The following is a 15,798-nucleotide window of genomic DNA, read 5'->3' as shown; positions in this document are numbered from 1 at the left end:
ATGGGAACATTTCTCCCGGAAACATCTACTGACAAATCGGAAACCCAGTCCATTACTCCAATTACTCAGTAGGCAAATTCGGCATCGAATCCAGACTTCCACGCACCCCCGGCCTACTCCTCCGATGTATAACACTTCTGGCCCATCGCAGTAAGTTCTTATTAACCATTTTCAACCCTACTACCATTGAACGATTACCGCCCGTGCGCTGACTGCGCTGATCGGGCAACGACACCATCCTCCAAGAGCACCTTGCACGGAGAAGCCCGCTCCGCTATAAATGACGAGCAGTACACGGGGGCTTCCAATCATGCCAAATCAGCCTGTTTTCGCGCCGCTTCTGAGCGGCTTCGGCCTCGGCGCCAGCCTGATCGTCGCCATCGGCAGCCAGAACGCCTTTGTGCTCCGGCAGGGGCTGAAGCGCGAGTACGTCTTCGCGGTCTGCACCGTCTGTTTTCTCTGCGACGCGGTGCTCATCGGCCTCGGCGCCGGAGGGTTCGGCACGCTGGTGGCGGCGTCGCCGAACCTCATGGGGCTTACCCTCTGGGGCGGGGCGGCGTTTCTCTTCGCCTACGGGCTCCGCTCGTTCCATGCCGCGCTCCGGCCGGGAGGAATGGAGGCCGCTGACGACGGCCGCCCCTTCGACGGCCGCTCCCGCATCATCCTCACCACCCTGGCGTTGAGCCTCCTCAATCCCCACGTCTACCTCGACACGGTGCTCCTCCTCGGCAGCCTGGCGGGGCAGTTTTCGGGGCACTCCCGCGCGCTCTTCACCGTGGGGGCCATGGCGGCGTCGCTGGTCTGGTTCTACGGCATCGGCTACGGGGCCCGCGTGCTGGCGCCGCTCTTCCGCAGACCAGCCGCCTGGCGCGCGCTCGATCTGCTGGTGGGGTGCACCATGTGGGGAATCGCCGCCAATCTGGTCTGGATGCGATGATGAATCGGGGGTTCAGAGGCTCTCCCGGTCGAGCCACTTCTTGGCCGCCGGCGACCGGTAGGAGCGGAAGCGCTCCAGAAGCCGCGCCGGGTCCGCTTCGACGATGATCATCTCCCGGTGCTCCCCCTTCACGAACCGCTCGGCCACGGTGTGGTCCAGGAAGGCGGCCAGCCGGTCGTAGTAGCCGGCGACGTTGAGGAGGCCGCACGGCTTGTGGTGCATCCCGAGCTGGCCCCAGGTGAGCACCTCGAAGAATTCCTCGAAGGTCCCCATCCCGCCGGGGAGGGCGATGAAGCCGTGGGAGAGCTCGGCCATGAGGGCCTTGCGCTCGTGCATGGAGCCGACCACATGGAGCGCCGTGAGCCCCGGATGGGCGATCTCCTTTTCCTCCAGAGCCCGGGGGATGACGCCGGTCACCTCGCCCCCCGCCGCCAGGGCCGCGTCGGCCACGGCCCCCATGAGCCCGACGCTGGCCCCGCCGTAGACGAGGCCGATCCCCTCCCGGGCCAGGAGCCGGCCAAGCCCCTCCGCCGCCTCCCGGTAGGCGCCGTTGGCCCCGGGGCTCGATCCGCAGAAGACACAGAGTCGTTTCACCGAATTCCTCCTCTTTCCATAACCGACAGCGGCCACCCATCCCTTCTCTCCGGGAAGAGGAGCCGCATTGCTCATCCCCCGGCCCGCTTCACCGTGTAGCCGCGCTTCTCCAGCTCGGCAACGATCAGGTCCCGGTGATCGCCCTGGATCTCGATTTCGCCATCCTTCACCGTCCCGCCGGTGCCGCAGCGGCGCTTCAGTTCGCCGGCCAGCTCCCTGATGCCGCCGTCGTCGCGGGGGACGCCGGCGACCACCGTCACCGTCTTGCCGCCGCGCCCCTTGGTCTCGCGCCGGACCCGGACGATGCCATCCACCGCCGGCCGCGCCGGCTTCCTGGCGCAGGCGCAGGCCGCCGCAGGTTTCCCGCAGCCGGGGCAGATCCGGCCGTGCTCCGACGACCAGACGAGGGGGGCGTCGGAGGAAACACCCTTTTTCATCTCCCCTCCCTTCTCTTGAGCAGGAGGGAGCCGAGTTCCCGCCCCGCGCGGTAGCCGAAATAGCTCAGGGCGGAGGCGTGAAGGACGAGGTCGAAGATGTCCAGTGGGCGGCGGAGGGTGCCGGCCATGAGCATCCGGCACTTCTCGACGATGTGGGGTTCGGGGAAAAATGGCGCCACCCCCAGGGCGAGGGAGAGGGGGAGCATCGCCGGCGATGCGAGCAGCTTACGGAACATGGTCATCCTTTCGGGAATGGTATTTCTCGGGGAGGGGCGGCGGACCGCCGTCACCGGGCCCCCGGCTCATCCAGCACCAGGAGCGAGACCGACCCGTGGGCCACGAGCCGCCCCCCCCGTCGGTCACGCGGGCGGTGAGGCTTGCGGTCCGCCGCCCCAGGTGGAGAAGCTCCGAGCGGGCGATGAGGCGGTCTCCCACCCCCGCCGGCCGGATGTAGGCGACGTTCAGGTTGGTGGTGGTGACCAGGCGACCCGACGGCAGGAGCGGCCGGGGAAAGAAGCAGACGGTGTCGATGAGGGTGGCGATGAGCCCGCCGTGGGCGCCCCCCAGGTAGTTTCCGTGGCTCTCGTCCACTTCGAGCTCCATCGTCGCGTGGCGGTCGCCGATCTCCGCCAGCCGGATCCCGAGCTTCTTCAGGAGCGGGATCTCGTTGGCCGATTCCATGGTTGCCGGTTGCATGGTTCTCCTCCGCAGGTTATGCCGGGGGTGGGGCGCCGGTGCCGAGGGTGAAGGAGAACGTCGCCCCCTCTCCCGGTTTCCCTTCCCCCCGGATTGTGCCGCCGTGGCGCTCGATGATGCGCTGAACCGCGGCCAGCCCGATGCCGGTCCCCTCGAACCCCTCGGCCGCGTGGAGGCGATGGAAGGGGAGGAAGAGCTTGTCCGCGTACCGCATGTCGAAGCCGACGCCGTTGTCGCGCACGAAGAAGAGTCGCTCCCCCCCGTCGACGCGGGAGCCGACCTCGATCCGGGCATGGGGGGTGCGGGAGCTGAACTTCCAGGCGTTGTAGATGAGGTTTGCCATGACCCCCCTCAGCAGGGACGGATCGCCGACGGCCGCCAGACCCGGTTCGATGGTGAACGCCACCGTGCGTTCCGGCTGGCTCAGCCGGAGCTCGTCGGCAATCTCCGTCGCCATGGTGGAGAGATCCACCGGCTCCCGGCGCAGTTCGTCCCGGGTGACGCGGGAGAGCTCCAGCAGGTCGTCGATGAGCTCTCCCATCCGTCCCGCGGCGCCGGCGATCCGCTGGAGGTATTCCCTCCCCCCCTCGTCGAGCCGGTCGCCGTACTCCTGCTGGAGGAGGGAGCTGAAACCGTGGATCCCCCGCAGGGGGGTGCGCAGGTCGTGGGAAACCGCATAGCAGAAGGTCTCCATCTCCCGGAGGGAGTGCTGCAGCTCCTCGGTCCGCTCCCGGACCCGCTGCTCCAGCTCGGCATTGAGCCTCTGCACCTGCTCCTCCGCCCGTTTCCGCGCGGTGACATCCCTCACCAGTTCGATGACGGCGAAGGTCTCGCCGGCGGCGTCCCGCAGGGGCGAAACGGTGATCTCCAGATACTCCGCCACCGCTCCCGGCGGGTTCCGGTACTCCATCCGGTGAACCTGGCCGTCGGCGAAACAGCGGGCCACGGGGCACTCCCTGCAGACGTGGTCGCGCTGGCGGTACACTTCGTAGCAATAGCGTCCGAGGTAGCTCCCGCCGAAGAGCCGCCGGTGCTCCTGGTTCTGGTAGAGGATCCGGAAATCCCGCCCCTGGATGCTGAGCCCGTCCCCCAGGGCGGCGATGATCGCATCGGTCTTGGCCCGTTCCTCCTCCGCCTGCCGCAGCGCCTCCTGCAGCGACTCCCGCTTCTCGTGAATGGTGGCCATCATGGCGTTGAAGGCGGTGGCGAGGGTGCCGATCTTGTCGCCCGTCTCCACCGGCAGCGGCTCCCGGGCCTCCCCGCCGGGGGAGAGGGTCTCGATGTGCCGGGTGAGGCGGGAGAGGGGGGACATCAGTCGCTGCATGGCGTACCAGCTGAGGAGCAGCATCAGCAGGATCCCCAAGGTCAGGGCGCTCACGACATAGGCCCGCGCCCGGGAGAGGGGGGCGTAGGCCTCATGGAGGGGATAGCTGATGGCCAGCAGCCAGCCGACGGTGCGCAGGTGCTTGACCGAGGAGAGGACCGCCCTCCCCTTGGTGGTCACCGTTTCCCCGCTTCCTTCGAAGCCGCCGAACGCCCTGTCCAGCAGCAGGTTCTGGCCGACCGGGACATGTTCCATGATGCGCGACCGGTCGGGGTGCATGATCAGGGTCCGGTTCTCTGCACACAAATATGCGTATCCGCTCTTTCCGATGGACAGGCGCCCCACGTCCGTCAGAAAGTTGTTTCCCGCCAGATCGATGTTTCCGGCAAGGATCGCCATCAGTTTCCCGCGGGCATCGTAGAGCGGATGGGTCAGCATGACGGCGGGGCGCCCCGTAACATGGGTGGAACGGTAGGGATCACTGATTTGGGGCATCCCGGTCGCAACGGTCTTCCTGAAATACTCCCGGTAGGAATAGTCCCCCCCGCGCCTCCCGCTCAGGTAAGGGCTCTCGACGATAAGCCTGCCGTCGGGCGCGAAGATGAAGAGGATATCAAAGATCAGATGGAGGGTGGTCTTCTCGTCCAGAACCTTCTGGGCAACATCCGGATCCCGGAGCGCTTCCGGCGTCAGCATCGGGGCAAAGGCGGCAAGGGAACTCTGGGCAAAGGAGAGGTTCTTGTCGAGGTCACTGGCGAGGGAGGCGACCAGCGAAGCCTGCTGGGTGAAGATGGTCTCCTTGAATTTCTGCTCAAAATAGGCAAGGGCAAGAAAACCAGCCACACACCCAAAGCAGAGGAAAAAGAGGGTCACCACCAGCGCCATGCGTGTTTTGAGGCTGAGTTGCTTCATCAATCGGCTCCCGCTTTGAAGGCACGGTTGTCCGCCATCAGGGACCTTCTCCTCCCTCGGGTCAGTGGACCGGGTCATCACTCCGAACGCACGAGTGAGGCGAATCCAGTATACCGCAACCCGTTCCCCTTGGCATCAGGCCGCCGGGGCACTCCCCGCTCCGACAGAGAAGGTGGCGACCTCCGGCAGGCGCAAAATCCCCCGCGGGGCGCCAGGGCACCATCGCCGCCATCTCCTTTCGCCACCTCTGTTTCTACCACACGCCGGGGGGCTCTGTATTCACTTTTTGCGTTTGCATCGGGTGCCTCCTCCTTTTATAGTATCCGCAGAAAAACCGCTGCGGGCGGCCGGCAGACCGCCCCGCCCCGTGCAAAGGAGTGCACCATGAAACGGCTTGTCATCATCGCTGCCGCCGCGCTCGTCGCGGCATCTCCCCTCACGGCGGCCCGGAGTTCCGCCGCGGAGGAGCCACCGGCACAGCAGGAGCCGGCACCGGGGGAGCTGGAACGCAGGAGCTCGGAGATCGGCAGGAAGCTCGACGAACTGGAAAAGAAGCTGAAGGAATCGAAGGCGGAGGCCGGCGAAGCGGTCACGCGGGAGATGCAGGAGCTGCGGGAGAAGCAGAAGGTACTCCGGGAGCGGCTTCGGGGGCTGAAGTCTTCCGGCGGGCAGGCGTGGCAGGAGATGAAACGGGGGGCGGAGGCCTCCCTCGACGAACTCCAGAAGGCCTACGAAAAAGCGAAGGAACGATTCAGATAACGGAGAGGAATGAAAACCATGGAATGCGTATCGACCCGCTCCACCGACCACTGCAGCTGCACCTACGTCACCTGCGACAAGCGGGGAAACTGCTGCAAATGCATCACCTTCCACCGCCAGCGGGACGAGATCCCCGGCTGCTTTTTCTCCCCGGAAGGGGAGCGGACCTACGACCGCTCCCTCAGGAGATTCGCCAAGGACCGGGGATTCTAGGGGTGGCCGGACCGGCGCCGGGAAGCCGGTCCGCCAGTTCGTCGAGGCTGGAGACGGCGATGTCGGCCAGCTCGGGCCAGCGGAAGGCTCCCGTCCGGTCGACGTGAACGGTGGCGGTGCCGGCGGCGCGGCCGCTCTGGAGATCGAAGAGGTAGTCCCCCACCATCACCATCGCCCGGCCGGAGATGCCCCAGCCGGCGCCGAGCCGGGCGAGCCCCGCCGGGTCGGGCTTGGGGAGGACGTCGTGGCGGCCGAGGACATGCTCCGGCGCGAAGTGCTCTCCCACGCCGATGGCCTCCAGCACCCGGAGGGCGATCCGCTTCGTGTTGCGGGTGACGATTCCGAGCCGATTGCCGCGGCCGCGGAGCGCCTTCACAAGCCGCACAGCGCCGGCGGCAGCCTCGGCGCGGCCGGCGAGTTCCTCCTCTATGGCGTCCAGCTCCCCGTGGAGGCGTTTCGCCTCCTCCGGCGGCAGCCCATCGATATGCCCGAGGATGTCCACGCCGTCGGGAATCCCGAGGGCGGCCCTGATGGCGGCGAAGTCGTGCACCGGCACCGTCAGGGTTCCGTCCAGGTCGAACACCCAGTAATCCCGGGCCAGAATCTGCGCAACCTCCCCCTCTTCCATCACCGCTCCCCCTGACGCCGGGCCTCTTCCTCCTGCGCCGGCGCCCCTCCTGTGTGACATCCATCGTAACAGAGAGCCCGGGCTGAACAGAAGCCGAAAAATAGCCGAAAGGGAACCGCCGCCGGCCGGCGGCGCTATTCACCTTGCGTCCGTGCCTGGTTACTGGAGGGAGCGAAGTCCCCGCTCCGAACCGATCCAGCGTCACCAGCCGCTCTTCGTGGCAGGTAATCAGCAATTTCCAAGGCCTTCCCTTCGCTCATGCCGAAGGTGGTTTCTTGCGGGGATCGCTTCTGCGCGAGAACTCCACCCCCTCCGGGCACCAGTGGTGGGAAATGCGACACGGCTGAATCAGAGTTCCACGATTTTCCCGCCGGGGAGAAGCCGGAAGAGGTGCCCCCGCCAGCGGACGCGGTCCCCCGCGAAGGAGAGGGCCCAGGTGGCGAAGGCGAAGGCGTCGCGCAGCGGCAGGAGCCAGAGCCAGCGGGGGAAGATGCCGTCCCCGATGAAGCGGCGGCTGAAGAGAAGGACCACAAGCGCCCGGACGAGGTAGAGGAGGAGCGCCGCCCCCCACCCGGCGGCGGAGAAGCCGGAGAGGATGAGCGCGAGGCAGGCCATCGGGAACGGCTGGGTGATGCCGGAGCCGAGGTAGCCGCCGGGGCGGGAGACCCGCATGGTCCGGCACCAGCGGAGCTGGCGGGAGAGAACGGCGGCGAGATCCTCCCGGTGCATGACGCTCTCCACGAAGCAGTCGGAGAGCTCCAGCCGCCATCCGGCCCGGTGGATCTTGTTGCCGAGCTGGTAGTCGTCGGCCAGGTAGTCGACCAGGGCGGGGAAGCCGCCGATGGCGGCCAGGGCCCCCCGCCGCACGGTCATGGCGGCCCCCAGGGCGAAGGAGAGCCCTTCGAGCTTCAGCGCCACCATCACGTTGGGGACCATCTCCACCGTGAACCCCATGGCCTCCAGGGCCGTGGCCGCGCCCCGCACGCCGGGGCTCCGGTAGAGGGAGGTGACGAGCCCCACCTGCGGGTCGGCGAAGGGGGCGGCCACCTCCCGCAGGAAATCGGGGGAGACGCGGATGTCGCTGTCGCAGACGATGATCAGGTCGTGCTTCGCCCGGGGAAAGGCGTTGATGAGGTTGGAGACCTTGTAGTTGGGGCCGTGGATGGCGCCGTCCACCACCAGCTCGATGTCGGCGGCGGGGAAGTCGGCCATGAGGCGGCGGATCACCGGGATCACCGGGTCGTCGGCCCCGGCGCAGGCAAAGACGACCTGCACCGGGGCGGGGTACTCCTGGCGGCAGAAGGAGGCGAAATTTTCGAGGCTCCCGGCGTCCACTCCCTTCACCGGCTTGAGGATGGTGACGGCGGGGGTGCAGCCCGGGGCGGGGCGGCGCCGGCCGAACCAGGAACGGGCGCAGGCCAGGGAGATGACCCCGTAGGCAAGGGGGGGAGTGACGGCGAGAAACGGCAGAAACTGGTTGAGCATGCGGCGGGCTACCTTCCGGGTGCGGTTCGTGGCCACCGCAGCGGAGCGGAAGGCACGGCTATTTACCCCCGTTCGGGGGGAGTTTGCAACGGCTTTCTCCCTTAGACCGGCTTGAGGAGCACCATGCAGACGTCGTCGCCGAGGGAGCTCAGGCGGGTGAAGCCGGCGAGCCGGGCGAGCACCGCCCCCATGAGCCCCTCAAGGCCGTCGTCCCGATGGTCGTGGAGGGCGCTGCAGAGCCGGGAGACGCCGAAGAATTCCCCCGTTTCGTCCTGGGCCTCGGTGATCCCGTCGGTGTAGAGGAGCACCACGTCCCCCGGGGCAAGCTCCACCTGGCGCTCTTCGAAGACGACCCCCTGGCTCACCCCGAGGATCAGCCCCTCGGCGTCCAGCTCCCGGAATTCCCCCGTGTCGCGCTGGTAGAGGAGCGGCGGGTTGTGGCCGGCGCTGGCGAAGGTGAGGGTGCGGGTGGTCGGGGCGTAGGAGGCGTAGAACATGGTGATGAAGAGCTCGGCCCGGCTCAGGTCGTCGTAGAGCAGCTCGTTGAGGGAGTCGACGATGGCGGCGGGCGAGCCGCCGGAGCGGGCCTGGGCGCGGATGACGCTGCGGGCCTCGGTCATGATGAGGGCGGCGCCGACGCTGTGGCCCGAGACGTCGGCGATGACCACGTCAAGGGAGCCGTCCTCCCGCGGGAAGAAGTCGTAGTAGTCCCCCCCCACGTGGGCCGCCGGCAGCCATTTCCCGGCGCAGCGGACCCCCGGCACCTGGGGCGGCTCCGCCGGCAGGAGCGCCCGCTGGATCTGGCAGGCGACATCCATGTCGCCGCTCATCCGGGCGTTCTCCAGAAGCGCCTCCTGGGCCCGCTTGCGCTCGGTCACGTCCTCCTTGATGGCCACGAAGCGGCGGACCGCCCCGTCCCCGTCGGCCACGGGGGTGATGGTCTGCTCTTCGGTGTAGAGGGAGCCGTCCTTGCGGCGGTTGATCATCTCCCCCCGCCAGACCCTCCCCCCCTTGATGGTCTCCCAGAGTTCGCGGTAGAAGCCGTTCTCGTGCACCCCCGAGTTGAGGATGCTCAGACCTTTCCCCCGCACCTCGTCGAGGGTGTAGCCGGTGAGGGTGGTGAAGGCGGGGTTCGCCCAGATCACCCTCCCCTCCTGGTCGCTGATGACGATGGCGTTGGCCGCGGCGGCAAGTGCAGCTCCCCGCAGACGCATCTCCTCTTCGGCCACCTTCCGGCCGGTGATGTCGGAGACGAGGCCGTCGTAGGCCACGAGCCGCCCCTCCTCGTCGTGCCGGGGGACGATGGTGTTGCGCACCCACCGGACCGACCCGTCCCGGTGGATGATCCGGTGTTCCAGCGAGGGGATGTCCTCTCCCGCCTGGAGCCGCCGGGCCTGGTCGATCACCGTCTCCCGGTCCTCGTCGTAGATCATCCGGTACCAGAGGAAGGGGTCGGCCTCGTACTCCTCGGGGGTGAAGCCGGTCACCGCCGTGCAGCCGTGGCCGTGGTAGGTTCCCGCCACGCTCCCGTCCCGGACCTCCACCGTGTAGAGGTAGTCGGTGACCGCCTCCACGAGGCGCCGGTAGCGAAGCTCGCTCCGGAGCAGCGCCTCCTCCGCCTCCCGCTTCTGCCGCCGGTTTTCTGCCTCCTTCAGTTCGCGCCGGATGGCGGGGACGAGCCGGGAGATGTTCCCCTTCACGAAGTAGTCGTCGGCCCCGGCCTTCATGGCCTCCACGGCGGTCTCCTCCCCGATGTTCCCCGATATGACGATGAAGGGGAGGTCGAGCCCGCTGTCGCGCCAGAGCTTCAGTGCCTCGAGGCCGCTGAACCGGGGAAGGACGTAGTCGGAGAGGGCAATGTCCCACGGACGGTGAGCCATCGCCCGCCGCATCTCGTCGCTATTCTCCACGCGGAGCGAATCGACGTCGTATCCCCCCTTGGCAAGCTCCCGCAGGAGGAGGAAGGCATCGTCTTCGGAGTCTTCTATGATCAGGGTGCGGAGTGGAATTCCCATGGTGTTTCCTTGGCGGTGGCGCCGGCGGGGTGGCTCGTTCTCTCAGGAGTCGGCAGGTGCCGGATTCAGGTCTATTGTACTACGGCGGCAGGCGGCCACAACCGGCGGTCCGGGGGACGCTCGCTGCCGGTCAGGCGGGGACGCGCTCCACGGCGACGAGGTAGGGGGCCGTCTCCGGCCGGTTAAGCTGCCGACAGCGCCAGACGTTGAACCGCGCGGGGGGGAGCGCGGCGGCCCACTCCTCCACCACCCTCCCCTCTTCCGCCCCGCCGGGGTGGCCGGTGTAGACCGCCACGGTGACGATGCCGCCGGGGAGGAGGAGGGCGGCCGCCTGCTCCAGGGCGGCACGGGTCGTTGCGGCCGCGGTGACGGTCTCTTTCTCTCCCCCGGGAAGGTAGCCGAGGTTGAAGACCACCGCCCGCACCGGCCCGGAGACGACGGCGGCCAGCTGCTCGTGCCCCCGGGGGATGAACTCCGCCCGCCCCCGGTATCCGGCGGCGGCGAGGCGCGCCTCGGTGGCGGCCAGGGCCCCCTCCTGGATGTCGAAGGCCCAGACCGTCCCGGCGTCCCCCACGAGCTCCGCCAGGAACGCCGTGTCATGGCCGTTGCCGCAGGTGGCGTCCACCACCCGGTCCCCCTCCCGCACCCGCTCCCGCAGGAACGCATGGGCCAGCGGCACCGCGCCGAAGAGCCCCTTCCCTTTCACCTCTTCCCCACCAGGGAGAGGACCGCCGGCAGCACCAGCACGAAGGCCGCCTGGCAGGCCACCATTCCAAGGCTCATCACCGCGCCGATGGAGAAGACCCCCTGGTGGTGGGCCACCATGAGGGCGCCGAAGCTCGCCATGATGGTGAGCGTATTGTAGATGACCCCGAGGCCGGTGCTGCTCATGATCACCGCGGCGGGGTCGCCGTCCTCCCGCCGGAAACGGTTGATGATGTAGATCCCCGAATCGACGGCGATCCCGAGGATGAGCGGCATGACGATGATGTTGGCCGAGTTGAAGCTGATGCCGCAGAGCCACATCCCCCCCACCATGAGGAGGAGCCCCACCACCAGCGGCACGAGCCCCACCAGGGTGTAGGTGACGCTGCGGAAGGTGATGAAGAGGATCGCCACAATGGCGGCGAAGGCGTAGATGAAAGCCCGCAGATAGGCGTCGCGCATGATGGTCATCGACTCGTAGACCATGACCGGCTCGCCGTTGGCGCCGGGGGAGACGCTCCGCACCTGGTCGAGGAAGCGCTTGAGCGGATCCCGGGCGAAGATCTCCTCCCTGGGCGCTACCTGGAGGAGGTACTTCCCGCTCTTCCCCACGAAGCGTTCCCGGAGTTGCGGGGGGATGTCAGCCTCGGTCACCGGGGCGGCGGCAAGGCTCTCCCGGAGCTGGCCGATCTTCTCGGGGAACGAGGCGAGCATCCCCCCCTGGAAGTCGCGGAGCATCCCGAGGGCGTTCTTGTCCTTCTCCTTTTCCAGGGTGGCGAAGAAGCGGTCCAGGGTGGCGAGGAAGGCCCCCACCGGCTTCGCCTCGGGCTTCTTCTCCTTCTCCAGGAACCCCTTGAGCCGCTCCACCGAGGTGCGGAAGTTCTCGAAGACCGTCGGGAGCTCCATCACCCGCAGGTCCTCCTCATAGGGGGCCGGTTTCACGTCGGCAAGCTCGGCCCGCAGGGCCGCAAGCTCCTTCAGCTTCGCCTCCTGGTCGTCGGGGACGAAGGTGAGGAGGCTCACCACGTGGTCCACCGCCGGAAGCTTTTCGAGCCGCGCGGTGAGCGCCTTCGCCTCGGCGGGGGTAGCGGCGGTGACCTCGGCGAAGTAACCCGAGTTCTCCTTGCTCCGCATCAGCTTGTAGGCGTACTCCACCGGCTCCAGCCCCTTGGCCTGGAGGTTCATCAGATTGTAGTCGAAACGGGTCTGGATCAGGGGATAGACCGAGGCGGCGCAGAGCACGATGGCCACCCCCACCACCGTCCGCGGGTGGCCGAAGAGAAACGCCTCGAGCTGGCCGGCCGGCCGGGAGCGCCGCAGCACGGTCGCCGCCCGGGCCTCCCGCTCCTCTTCCTTCTTCCGCCGCAGGGGGACCAGCAGCACGAGCGCCGCGGGCAGGGTGGTGAAGGTGACGAGAACGCAGACCCCGATGCCGATGGCGGCGATGACGCCGAGCTCGGCGATCCCCCGGAAATCGGTGAAGACGAAGGTGAAGAAGGCGGCGGCGGTGGTGGCGGCGGCCATGACGATGGCCCAGAGGTTGCGGTCGAGCCCGGTCCCGATCGCCTCCAGTTCGCCGGAGCCGACTCCGAGCTCCTCCTGGTAGCGGAGCACCACCTGGATCCCGTACTCGATCCCGATCCCGATCAGCATGATGGCAAAGACCATGGAGAGGATGTTCAGGTGCCCCACCACCAGGGTCGCCATGCCGAAGGAGACGCAGATGGCGACCACCAGCGACACCATGGCGGCGCCGACGTTCAGGACCCCGCGGAAGGCGACCAGCAGGAGCACCACGGTGAGCGCCAGGGAGAGAACCGTGGCAAGGGTGATGTCCCGCTCGCTGGTGGCCATCTCCTCGTGCTCCAGGACCGGCGTCCCGGTGAGCCCCACCTTCACCCCCTTGAATTCGGGGAGCGCCCTGAGCTTTGCCACCGCGGCGCGCACCACCCGGATCGCCTCCTCGGCCGGGACGAAGCTCTTCGCGTCCCGCACCGGCAGGACCGTCACGATCTGCATCCGCTGCGCCCGGGCCATGGCCGAATCGCCGCCGAGGAAGACCTCCTCCAGGGAGAAGGAACCTTTCCCGCCACCGAAGGAGCCGATGCCGGCGCCGAGCTTGTCGAGCATGAAGACGAGCCCCGCCAGTTCCTCCGCGCCGCCGGGGGCCGCGGCCCCGCCGGCCACGTAGGCATCCATCCGGCCGGTGAGGTGGGTGAAGAGGGTCTGCACCGACGGTGCCGTCGCCAGCTCCTTCAGGACCGGTTTCGCCAGGGTGAGGTTCCTGCGGAGTATCCGGATCTCGTCGAGGGGGAGGAGCAGGAGTCCGTGCTGGCGGAAGAAGGGGAGGCCGTTGGGGTAGAAGACGTCGCGAAAGCGCCCCGTGTCGGCCGCCAGGGCGGTCGAGAGCTTTTCGCCGAAGGCGGACGCCTTGTCGCCGTCGTCGCTTTCGATGACGATGACGATATCCTCCCGGTCGCCGAACTCGGCCCGGTTGGCCCGGTAATCCCGCTGGAACGGCGCATTCTTCGGCATCAGGTCGTCCCGGCCGGTCAGGAACCGCATCTGCTGCTTCGTGTAGAGCACCGAGAGCGCCGCCAGCAGGAGCGACACCCCCAGGATGAGCCGGGGATGGCGGGAAACGAGGCGAAAGAGCCCCGAGAAACGGCTTGTGTCGTGAACGGTCTTCATGGTCTGCCTCTTCTGGGTGGTTGCCTGGTCAAAACGTTCGAAACCTAGCACACCCCACCCCCAAAAGGCAATTACTTCGCCCGTCGGCACGCGGCCTCACCTTCGCCGCAACTCGGCGTTTTCATTAAAACATCGCGCCCCGAAGGGGGAAAATTGTGTATTTTTTGAAAAGTTTGTGATAGAAGAGTCAGATTATTGTGGCCGAATTATCGGCTGGGGCCGCGAAACGACACGATTTCGGTGCCATGCAACAAAGGAGTTGGACACAGATGAAAATCTCCAAGCATCCCATTTCGCACGCGCTCACCTCGTTCAACGATGCCGCGCGGGAGACCCGGGAGGAGACGCAGAAAAAACCGGGGGCCAAGGTTCACCACCTGCCGGCCTCCATCTGGAAGAAAAAAGAAGGGGGCGCCACCAGCCCTCTGGACCTCGCCATCGAGCGGAGCCGCGACTTTTTCTTCCGGGAGCAGCTGCCGGAGGGGTACTGGTGGGCGGAACTGGAGTCCAACGCCACCATCACCGCCGAGTACCTCATGCTCTTCCGTTTCATGGGGCTGATGGACAAGGAAAAAGAGCGGAAGATGGCCAACTACCTCCTCCGCGAGCAGACCGAGGAGGGGTGCTGGTGCATCTACTTCGGCGGTCCCGGCGACCTCTCCACCACCATCGAGGCGTACTTCGCCCTGAAGCTCGCCGGCTATCCGGCCGACCACCCCGCCATGCAGAAGGCCCGGGCCTTCATCCTGGAACGGGGGGGGATCCTCAAGGCACGGGTCTTCACGAAGATCTTCCTCGCCCTCTTTGGCGAGTTCTCCTGGCTCGGCGTCCCCTCGATGCCGATCGAGATGATGCTCCTCCCCAACGGCTTCACCTTCAACCTGTACGAGTTTTCGAGCTGGTCCCGGGCCACCATCATCCCGCTCTCCATCGTCATGGCCGAGCGGCCGGTCCGCAAGCTCCCCCCCTGGGCGCGGGTCCAGGAGCTCTACGTCCGCCCGCCGCGCCCCACCGACTACACCTTCACCAAGGAAGACGGCATCCTGACCTGGAAGAACATCTTCATCGGGATCGACCATGTCCTGAAGGTCTACGAGGCGAGCCCGATCCGTCCCGGCATGAAGCGGGCCCTGGCCAAGGCGGAGAACTGGGTGCTGGAGCACCAGGAGCCCACCGGCGACTGGGGCGGAATCCAGCCCGCCATGCTCAACTCGGTGCTGGCGCTCCACTGCCTTGGCTACGCGAAGGATCATCCTGCCGTTGCCCGGGGGCTCCAGGCCCTGGCCAACTTCGCCATCGAGGGAGAGGACGAGCTCGTCCTCCAGTCGTGCGTCTCCCCCGTCTGGGACACGGCCCTGGGGCTCATGGCGATGGTCGATGCCGAAGTCCCCACCGACCACCCGGCCCTGGTCAAGGCGGCCCAGTGGCTTCTGGACCGCGAGGTGCGCAAGCCCGGCGACTGGAAGGTCAAGGCTCCCGACCTGGAACCGGGAGGGTGGGCCTTCGAGTTCCTCAACGACTGGTATCCCGACGTGGATGATTCCGGCATCGTCATGATGGCGCTCAAGGACGTGAAGGTGAAGGACCAGAAGGCCAAGGAAGCCGCCATCAAGCGGGGGATCGCCTGGTGCCTCGGGATGCAGAGCAAGAACGGAGGCTGGGGCGCCTTCGACAAGGACAACACCAAGCACATCCTCAACAAGATCCCCTTCGCCGATCTCGAAGCCCTCATCGACCCGCCGACGGCGGACCTCACCGGCCGGATGCTGGAGGTGATGGGAACCTTCGGGTACCCCAAGGACGACCAGGTGGCGGTGCGGGCGCTCCAGTTCGTGAAGGATGCCCAGGAGCCGGAAGGGCCGTGGTGGGGCCGCTGGGGGGTCAACTATATCTACGGCACCTGGTCGGTGCTCTGCGGCCTCGACGCCTTCGGCGAGGACATGAACCAGCCCTACATCCGCCGGGCGGTGAACTGGCTCAAGTCGCGCCAGAACATGGACGGCGGCTGGGGCGAGAGCTGCGCCTCCTACGACGATCCGTCCCTGGCCGGCATCGGCGAGAGCACGGCGTCCCAGACCGGCTGGGCGCTCCTGGCCCTGCTGGCCGCCGGCGAGGTCGAATCGCCCGCCGTGGCCCGGGGAGTCCAGTACCTCATCGACACCCAGAAGCCCGACGGGACCTGGGACGAGCAGCAGTTCACCGGAACCGGCTTCCCCAAATACTTCATGATCAAGTATCATATCTACCGGAACTGCTTCCCGCTCATGGCGCTGGGGCGCTACCGGAGCCAGAAGCGACAGAAGGCGTAACGGAGACACTCGCCGGCCAGTGGAGGCGATTCCGTAGGGGCGGGTCAGACATCCGCCCCTACAGCCATTTTTGGGAGAGGACGACAGCAGGCC

At 67.2% G+C, this 15,798-nt stretch carries 14 protein-coding genes; 4 read left to right on the top strand and 10 right to left on the bottom strand.

Annotated features, from left to right (window positions below; translation table 11 throughout):
- The first annotated feature begins 310 nt into the window (after positions 1-310).
- On the top strand, positions 311-937 hold the full coding sequence (locus tag GPICK_RS04150) for a LysE/ArgO family amino acid transporter (protein ID WP_039740743.1): 627 nt from the start codon (positions 311-313) through the stop codon (positions 935-937).
- Between the two features lie 12 nt (positions 938-949).
- Here the strand turns inward: GPICK_RS04150 and GPICK_RS04145 are convergent, their stop codons facing one another.
- The 5 genes from GPICK_RS04145 to GPICK_RS04125 form a co-directional block, all read right to left on the bottom strand.
- Positions 950-1,531: an LOG family protein gene (locus GPICK_RS04145; RefSeq protein WP_039740742.1), complete on the bottom strand. Its 582-nt coding sequence runs from the start codon at positions 1,529-1,531 to the stop codon at positions 950-952.
- 71 nt (positions 1,532-1,602) lie between these two features.
- The gene (locus GPICK_RS04140; protein WP_039740741.1) at positions 1,603-1,968 is read right to left on the bottom strand and encodes a translation initiation factor Sui1; all 366 of its coding nucleotides are present in this window, start codon (positions 1,966-1,968) and stop codon (positions 1,603-1,605) included.
- Positions 1,965-2,204: a hypothetical protein gene (locus GPICK_RS04135; protein WP_052263272.1), complete on the bottom strand. Its 240-nt coding sequence runs from the start codon at positions 2,202-2,204 to the stop codon at positions 1,965-1,967. The genes GPICK_RS04140 and GPICK_RS04135 overlap by 4 nt, the downstream gene beginning before the upstream one ends.
- Positions 2,194-2,664, bottom strand: coding sequence for a PaaI family thioesterase (locus tag GPICK_RS04130; protein ID WP_236685643.1), 471 nt, complete (start codon positions 2,662-2,664; stop codon positions 2,194-2,196). The genes GPICK_RS04135 and GPICK_RS04130 overlap by 11 nt, the downstream gene beginning before the upstream one ends.
- A gap of 16 nt (positions 2,665-2,680) precedes the next feature.
- Positions 2,681-4,900 carry a sensor histidine kinase gene (locus GPICK_RS04125; RefSeq protein WP_039740740.1) on the bottom strand — a complete coding sequence of 740 codons (2,220 nt, stop codon included), beginning with the start codon at positions 4,898-4,900 and terminating at the stop codon, positions 2,681-2,683.
- Between the two features lie 384 nt (positions 4,901-5,284).
- Here GPICK_RS04125 and GPICK_RS04120 point away from each other — a divergent pair, with 384 nt between their 5' ends.
- Together GPICK_RS04120 and GPICK_RS04115 are read left to right on the top strand one after the other, a co-directional pair.
- Positions 5,285-5,659, top strand: a complete 375-nt coding sequence (locus tag GPICK_RS04120) for a sll1863 family stress response protein (protein WP_039740739.1) — start codon at positions 5,285-5,287, stop codon at positions 5,657-5,659.
- Positions 5,660-5,677: 18 nt separating this feature from the next.
- On the top strand, positions 5,678-5,872 hold the full coding sequence (locus GPICK_RS04115; RefSeq protein ID WP_039745270.1) for a DUF6485 family protein: 195 nt from the start codon (positions 5,678-5,680) through the stop codon (positions 5,870-5,872).
- Here GPICK_RS04115 and GPICK_RS04110 read toward each other — a convergent pair.
- From GPICK_RS04110 to GPICK_RS04090, 5 genes are all read right to left on the bottom strand, one after another.
- Positions 5,841-6,500, bottom strand: coding sequence for an HAD family hydrolase (locus GPICK_RS04110; protein ID WP_052263271.1), 660 nt, complete (start codon positions 6,498-6,500; stop codon positions 5,841-5,843). The genes GPICK_RS04115 and GPICK_RS04110 overlap by 32 nt on opposite strands.
- A 348-nt stretch (positions 6,501-6,848) precedes the next feature.
- Complete coding sequence (hpnI, locus tag GPICK_RS04105) at positions 6,849-7,985, bottom strand: bacteriohopanetetrol glucosamine biosynthesis glycosyltransferase HpnI (RefSeq protein WP_039740738.1); 1,137 nt, start codon at positions 7,983-7,985, stop codon at positions 6,849-6,851.
- A 101-nt stretch (positions 7,986-8,086) separates the two neighbouring features.
- Positions 8,087-10,000, bottom strand: coding sequence for a SpoIIE family protein phosphatase (locus GPICK_RS04100; RefSeq protein ID WP_039740737.1), 1,914 nt, complete (start codon positions 9,998-10,000; stop codon positions 8,087-8,089).
- A gap of 130 nt (positions 10,001-10,130) precedes the next feature.
- Positions 10,131-10,706 (bottom strand): tRNA (mnm(5)s(2)U34)-methyltransferase, encoded by a 576-nt coding sequence (locus tag GPICK_RS04095; RefSeq protein WP_039740736.1) that lies wholly within the window; start codon positions 10,704-10,706, stop codon positions 10,131-10,133.
- Entirely contained in the window at positions 10,703-13,396 is a 2,694-nt protein-coding gene (locus GPICK_RS04090) for an MMPL family transporter (RefSeq protein ID WP_039740735.1), read from the bottom strand. Before GPICK_RS04090 ends, GPICK_RS04095 begins: the two co-directional genes overlap by 4 nt.
- A 269-nt stretch (positions 13,397-13,665) precedes the next feature.
- Between GPICK_RS04090 and shc the strand changes: the two genes are divergently transcribed.
- Positions 13,666-15,705: a squalene--hopene cyclase gene (gene shc, locus GPICK_RS04085; RefSeq protein WP_039740734.1), complete on the top strand. Its 2,040-nt coding sequence runs from the start codon at positions 13,666-13,668 to the stop codon at positions 15,703-15,705.
- Positions 15,706-15,798 lie beyond the last annotated feature (93 nt).

The organism is Geobacter pickeringii, from assembly GCF_000817955.1.
In the GTDB taxonomy this organism is placed as follows: domain Bacteria; phylum Desulfobacterota; class Desulfuromonadia; order Geobacterales; family Geobacteraceae; genus Geobacter; species Geobacter pickeringii.
This window is presented reverse-complemented; position numbering and strand designations above follow the sequence as displayed.

What these genes read in the sequence shown, in the direction of transcription:
- GPICK_RS04150 (WP_039740743.1), top strand. Translation starts at nt 311, where the DNA reads ATGCCAAATCAGCCTGTTTTCGCGCCGCTTCTGAGCGGCTTCGGCCTC.
- GPICK_RS04140 (WP_039740741.1), bottom strand. Translation starts at nt 1,968, where the DNA reads ATGAAAAAGGGTGTTTCCTCCGACGCCCCCCTCGTCTGGTCGTCGGAG.
- GPICK_RS04135 (WP_052263272.1), bottom strand. Translation starts at nt 2,204, where the DNA reads ATGTTCCGTAAGCTGCTCGCATCGCCGGCGATGCTCCCCCTCTCCCTC.
- GPICK_RS04130 (WP_236685643.1), bottom strand. Translation starts at nt 2,664, where the DNA reads ATGCAACCGGCAACCATGGAATCGGCCAACGAGATCCCGCTCCTGAAG.
- GPICK_RS04125 (WP_039740740.1), bottom strand. Translation starts at nt 4,900, where the DNA reads ATGAAGCAACTCAGCCTCAAAACACGCATGGCGCTGGTGGTGACCCTC.
- GPICK_RS04120 (WP_039740739.1), top strand. Translation starts at nt 5,285, where the DNA reads ATGAAACGGCTTGTCATCATCGCTGCCGCCGCGCTCGTCGCGGCATCT.
- GPICK_RS04115 (WP_039745270.1), top strand. Translation starts at nt 5,678, where the DNA reads ATGGAATGCGTATCGACCCGCTCCACCGACCACTGCAGCTGCACCTAC.
- GPICK_RS04110 (WP_052263271.1), bottom strand. Translation starts at nt 6,500, where the DNA reads ATGGAAGAGGGGGAGGTTGCGCAGATTCTGGCCCGGGATTACTGGGTG.
- hpnI (WP_039740738.1), bottom strand. Translation starts at nt 7,985, where the DNA reads ATGCTCAACCAGTTTCTGCCGTTTCTCGCCGTCACTCCCCCCCTTGCC.
- GPICK_RS04100 (WP_039740737.1), bottom strand. Translation starts at nt 10,000, where the DNA reads ATGGGAATTCCACTCCGCACCCTGATCATAGAAGACTCCGAAGACGAT.
- GPICK_RS04090 (WP_039740735.1), bottom strand. Translation starts at nt 13,396, where the DNA reads ATGAAGACCGTTCACGACACAAGCCGTTTCTCGGGGCTCTTTCGCCTC.
- shc (WP_039740734.1), top strand. Translation starts at nt 13,666, where the DNA reads ATGAAAATCTCCAAGCATCCCATTTCGCACGCGCTCACCTCGTTCAAC.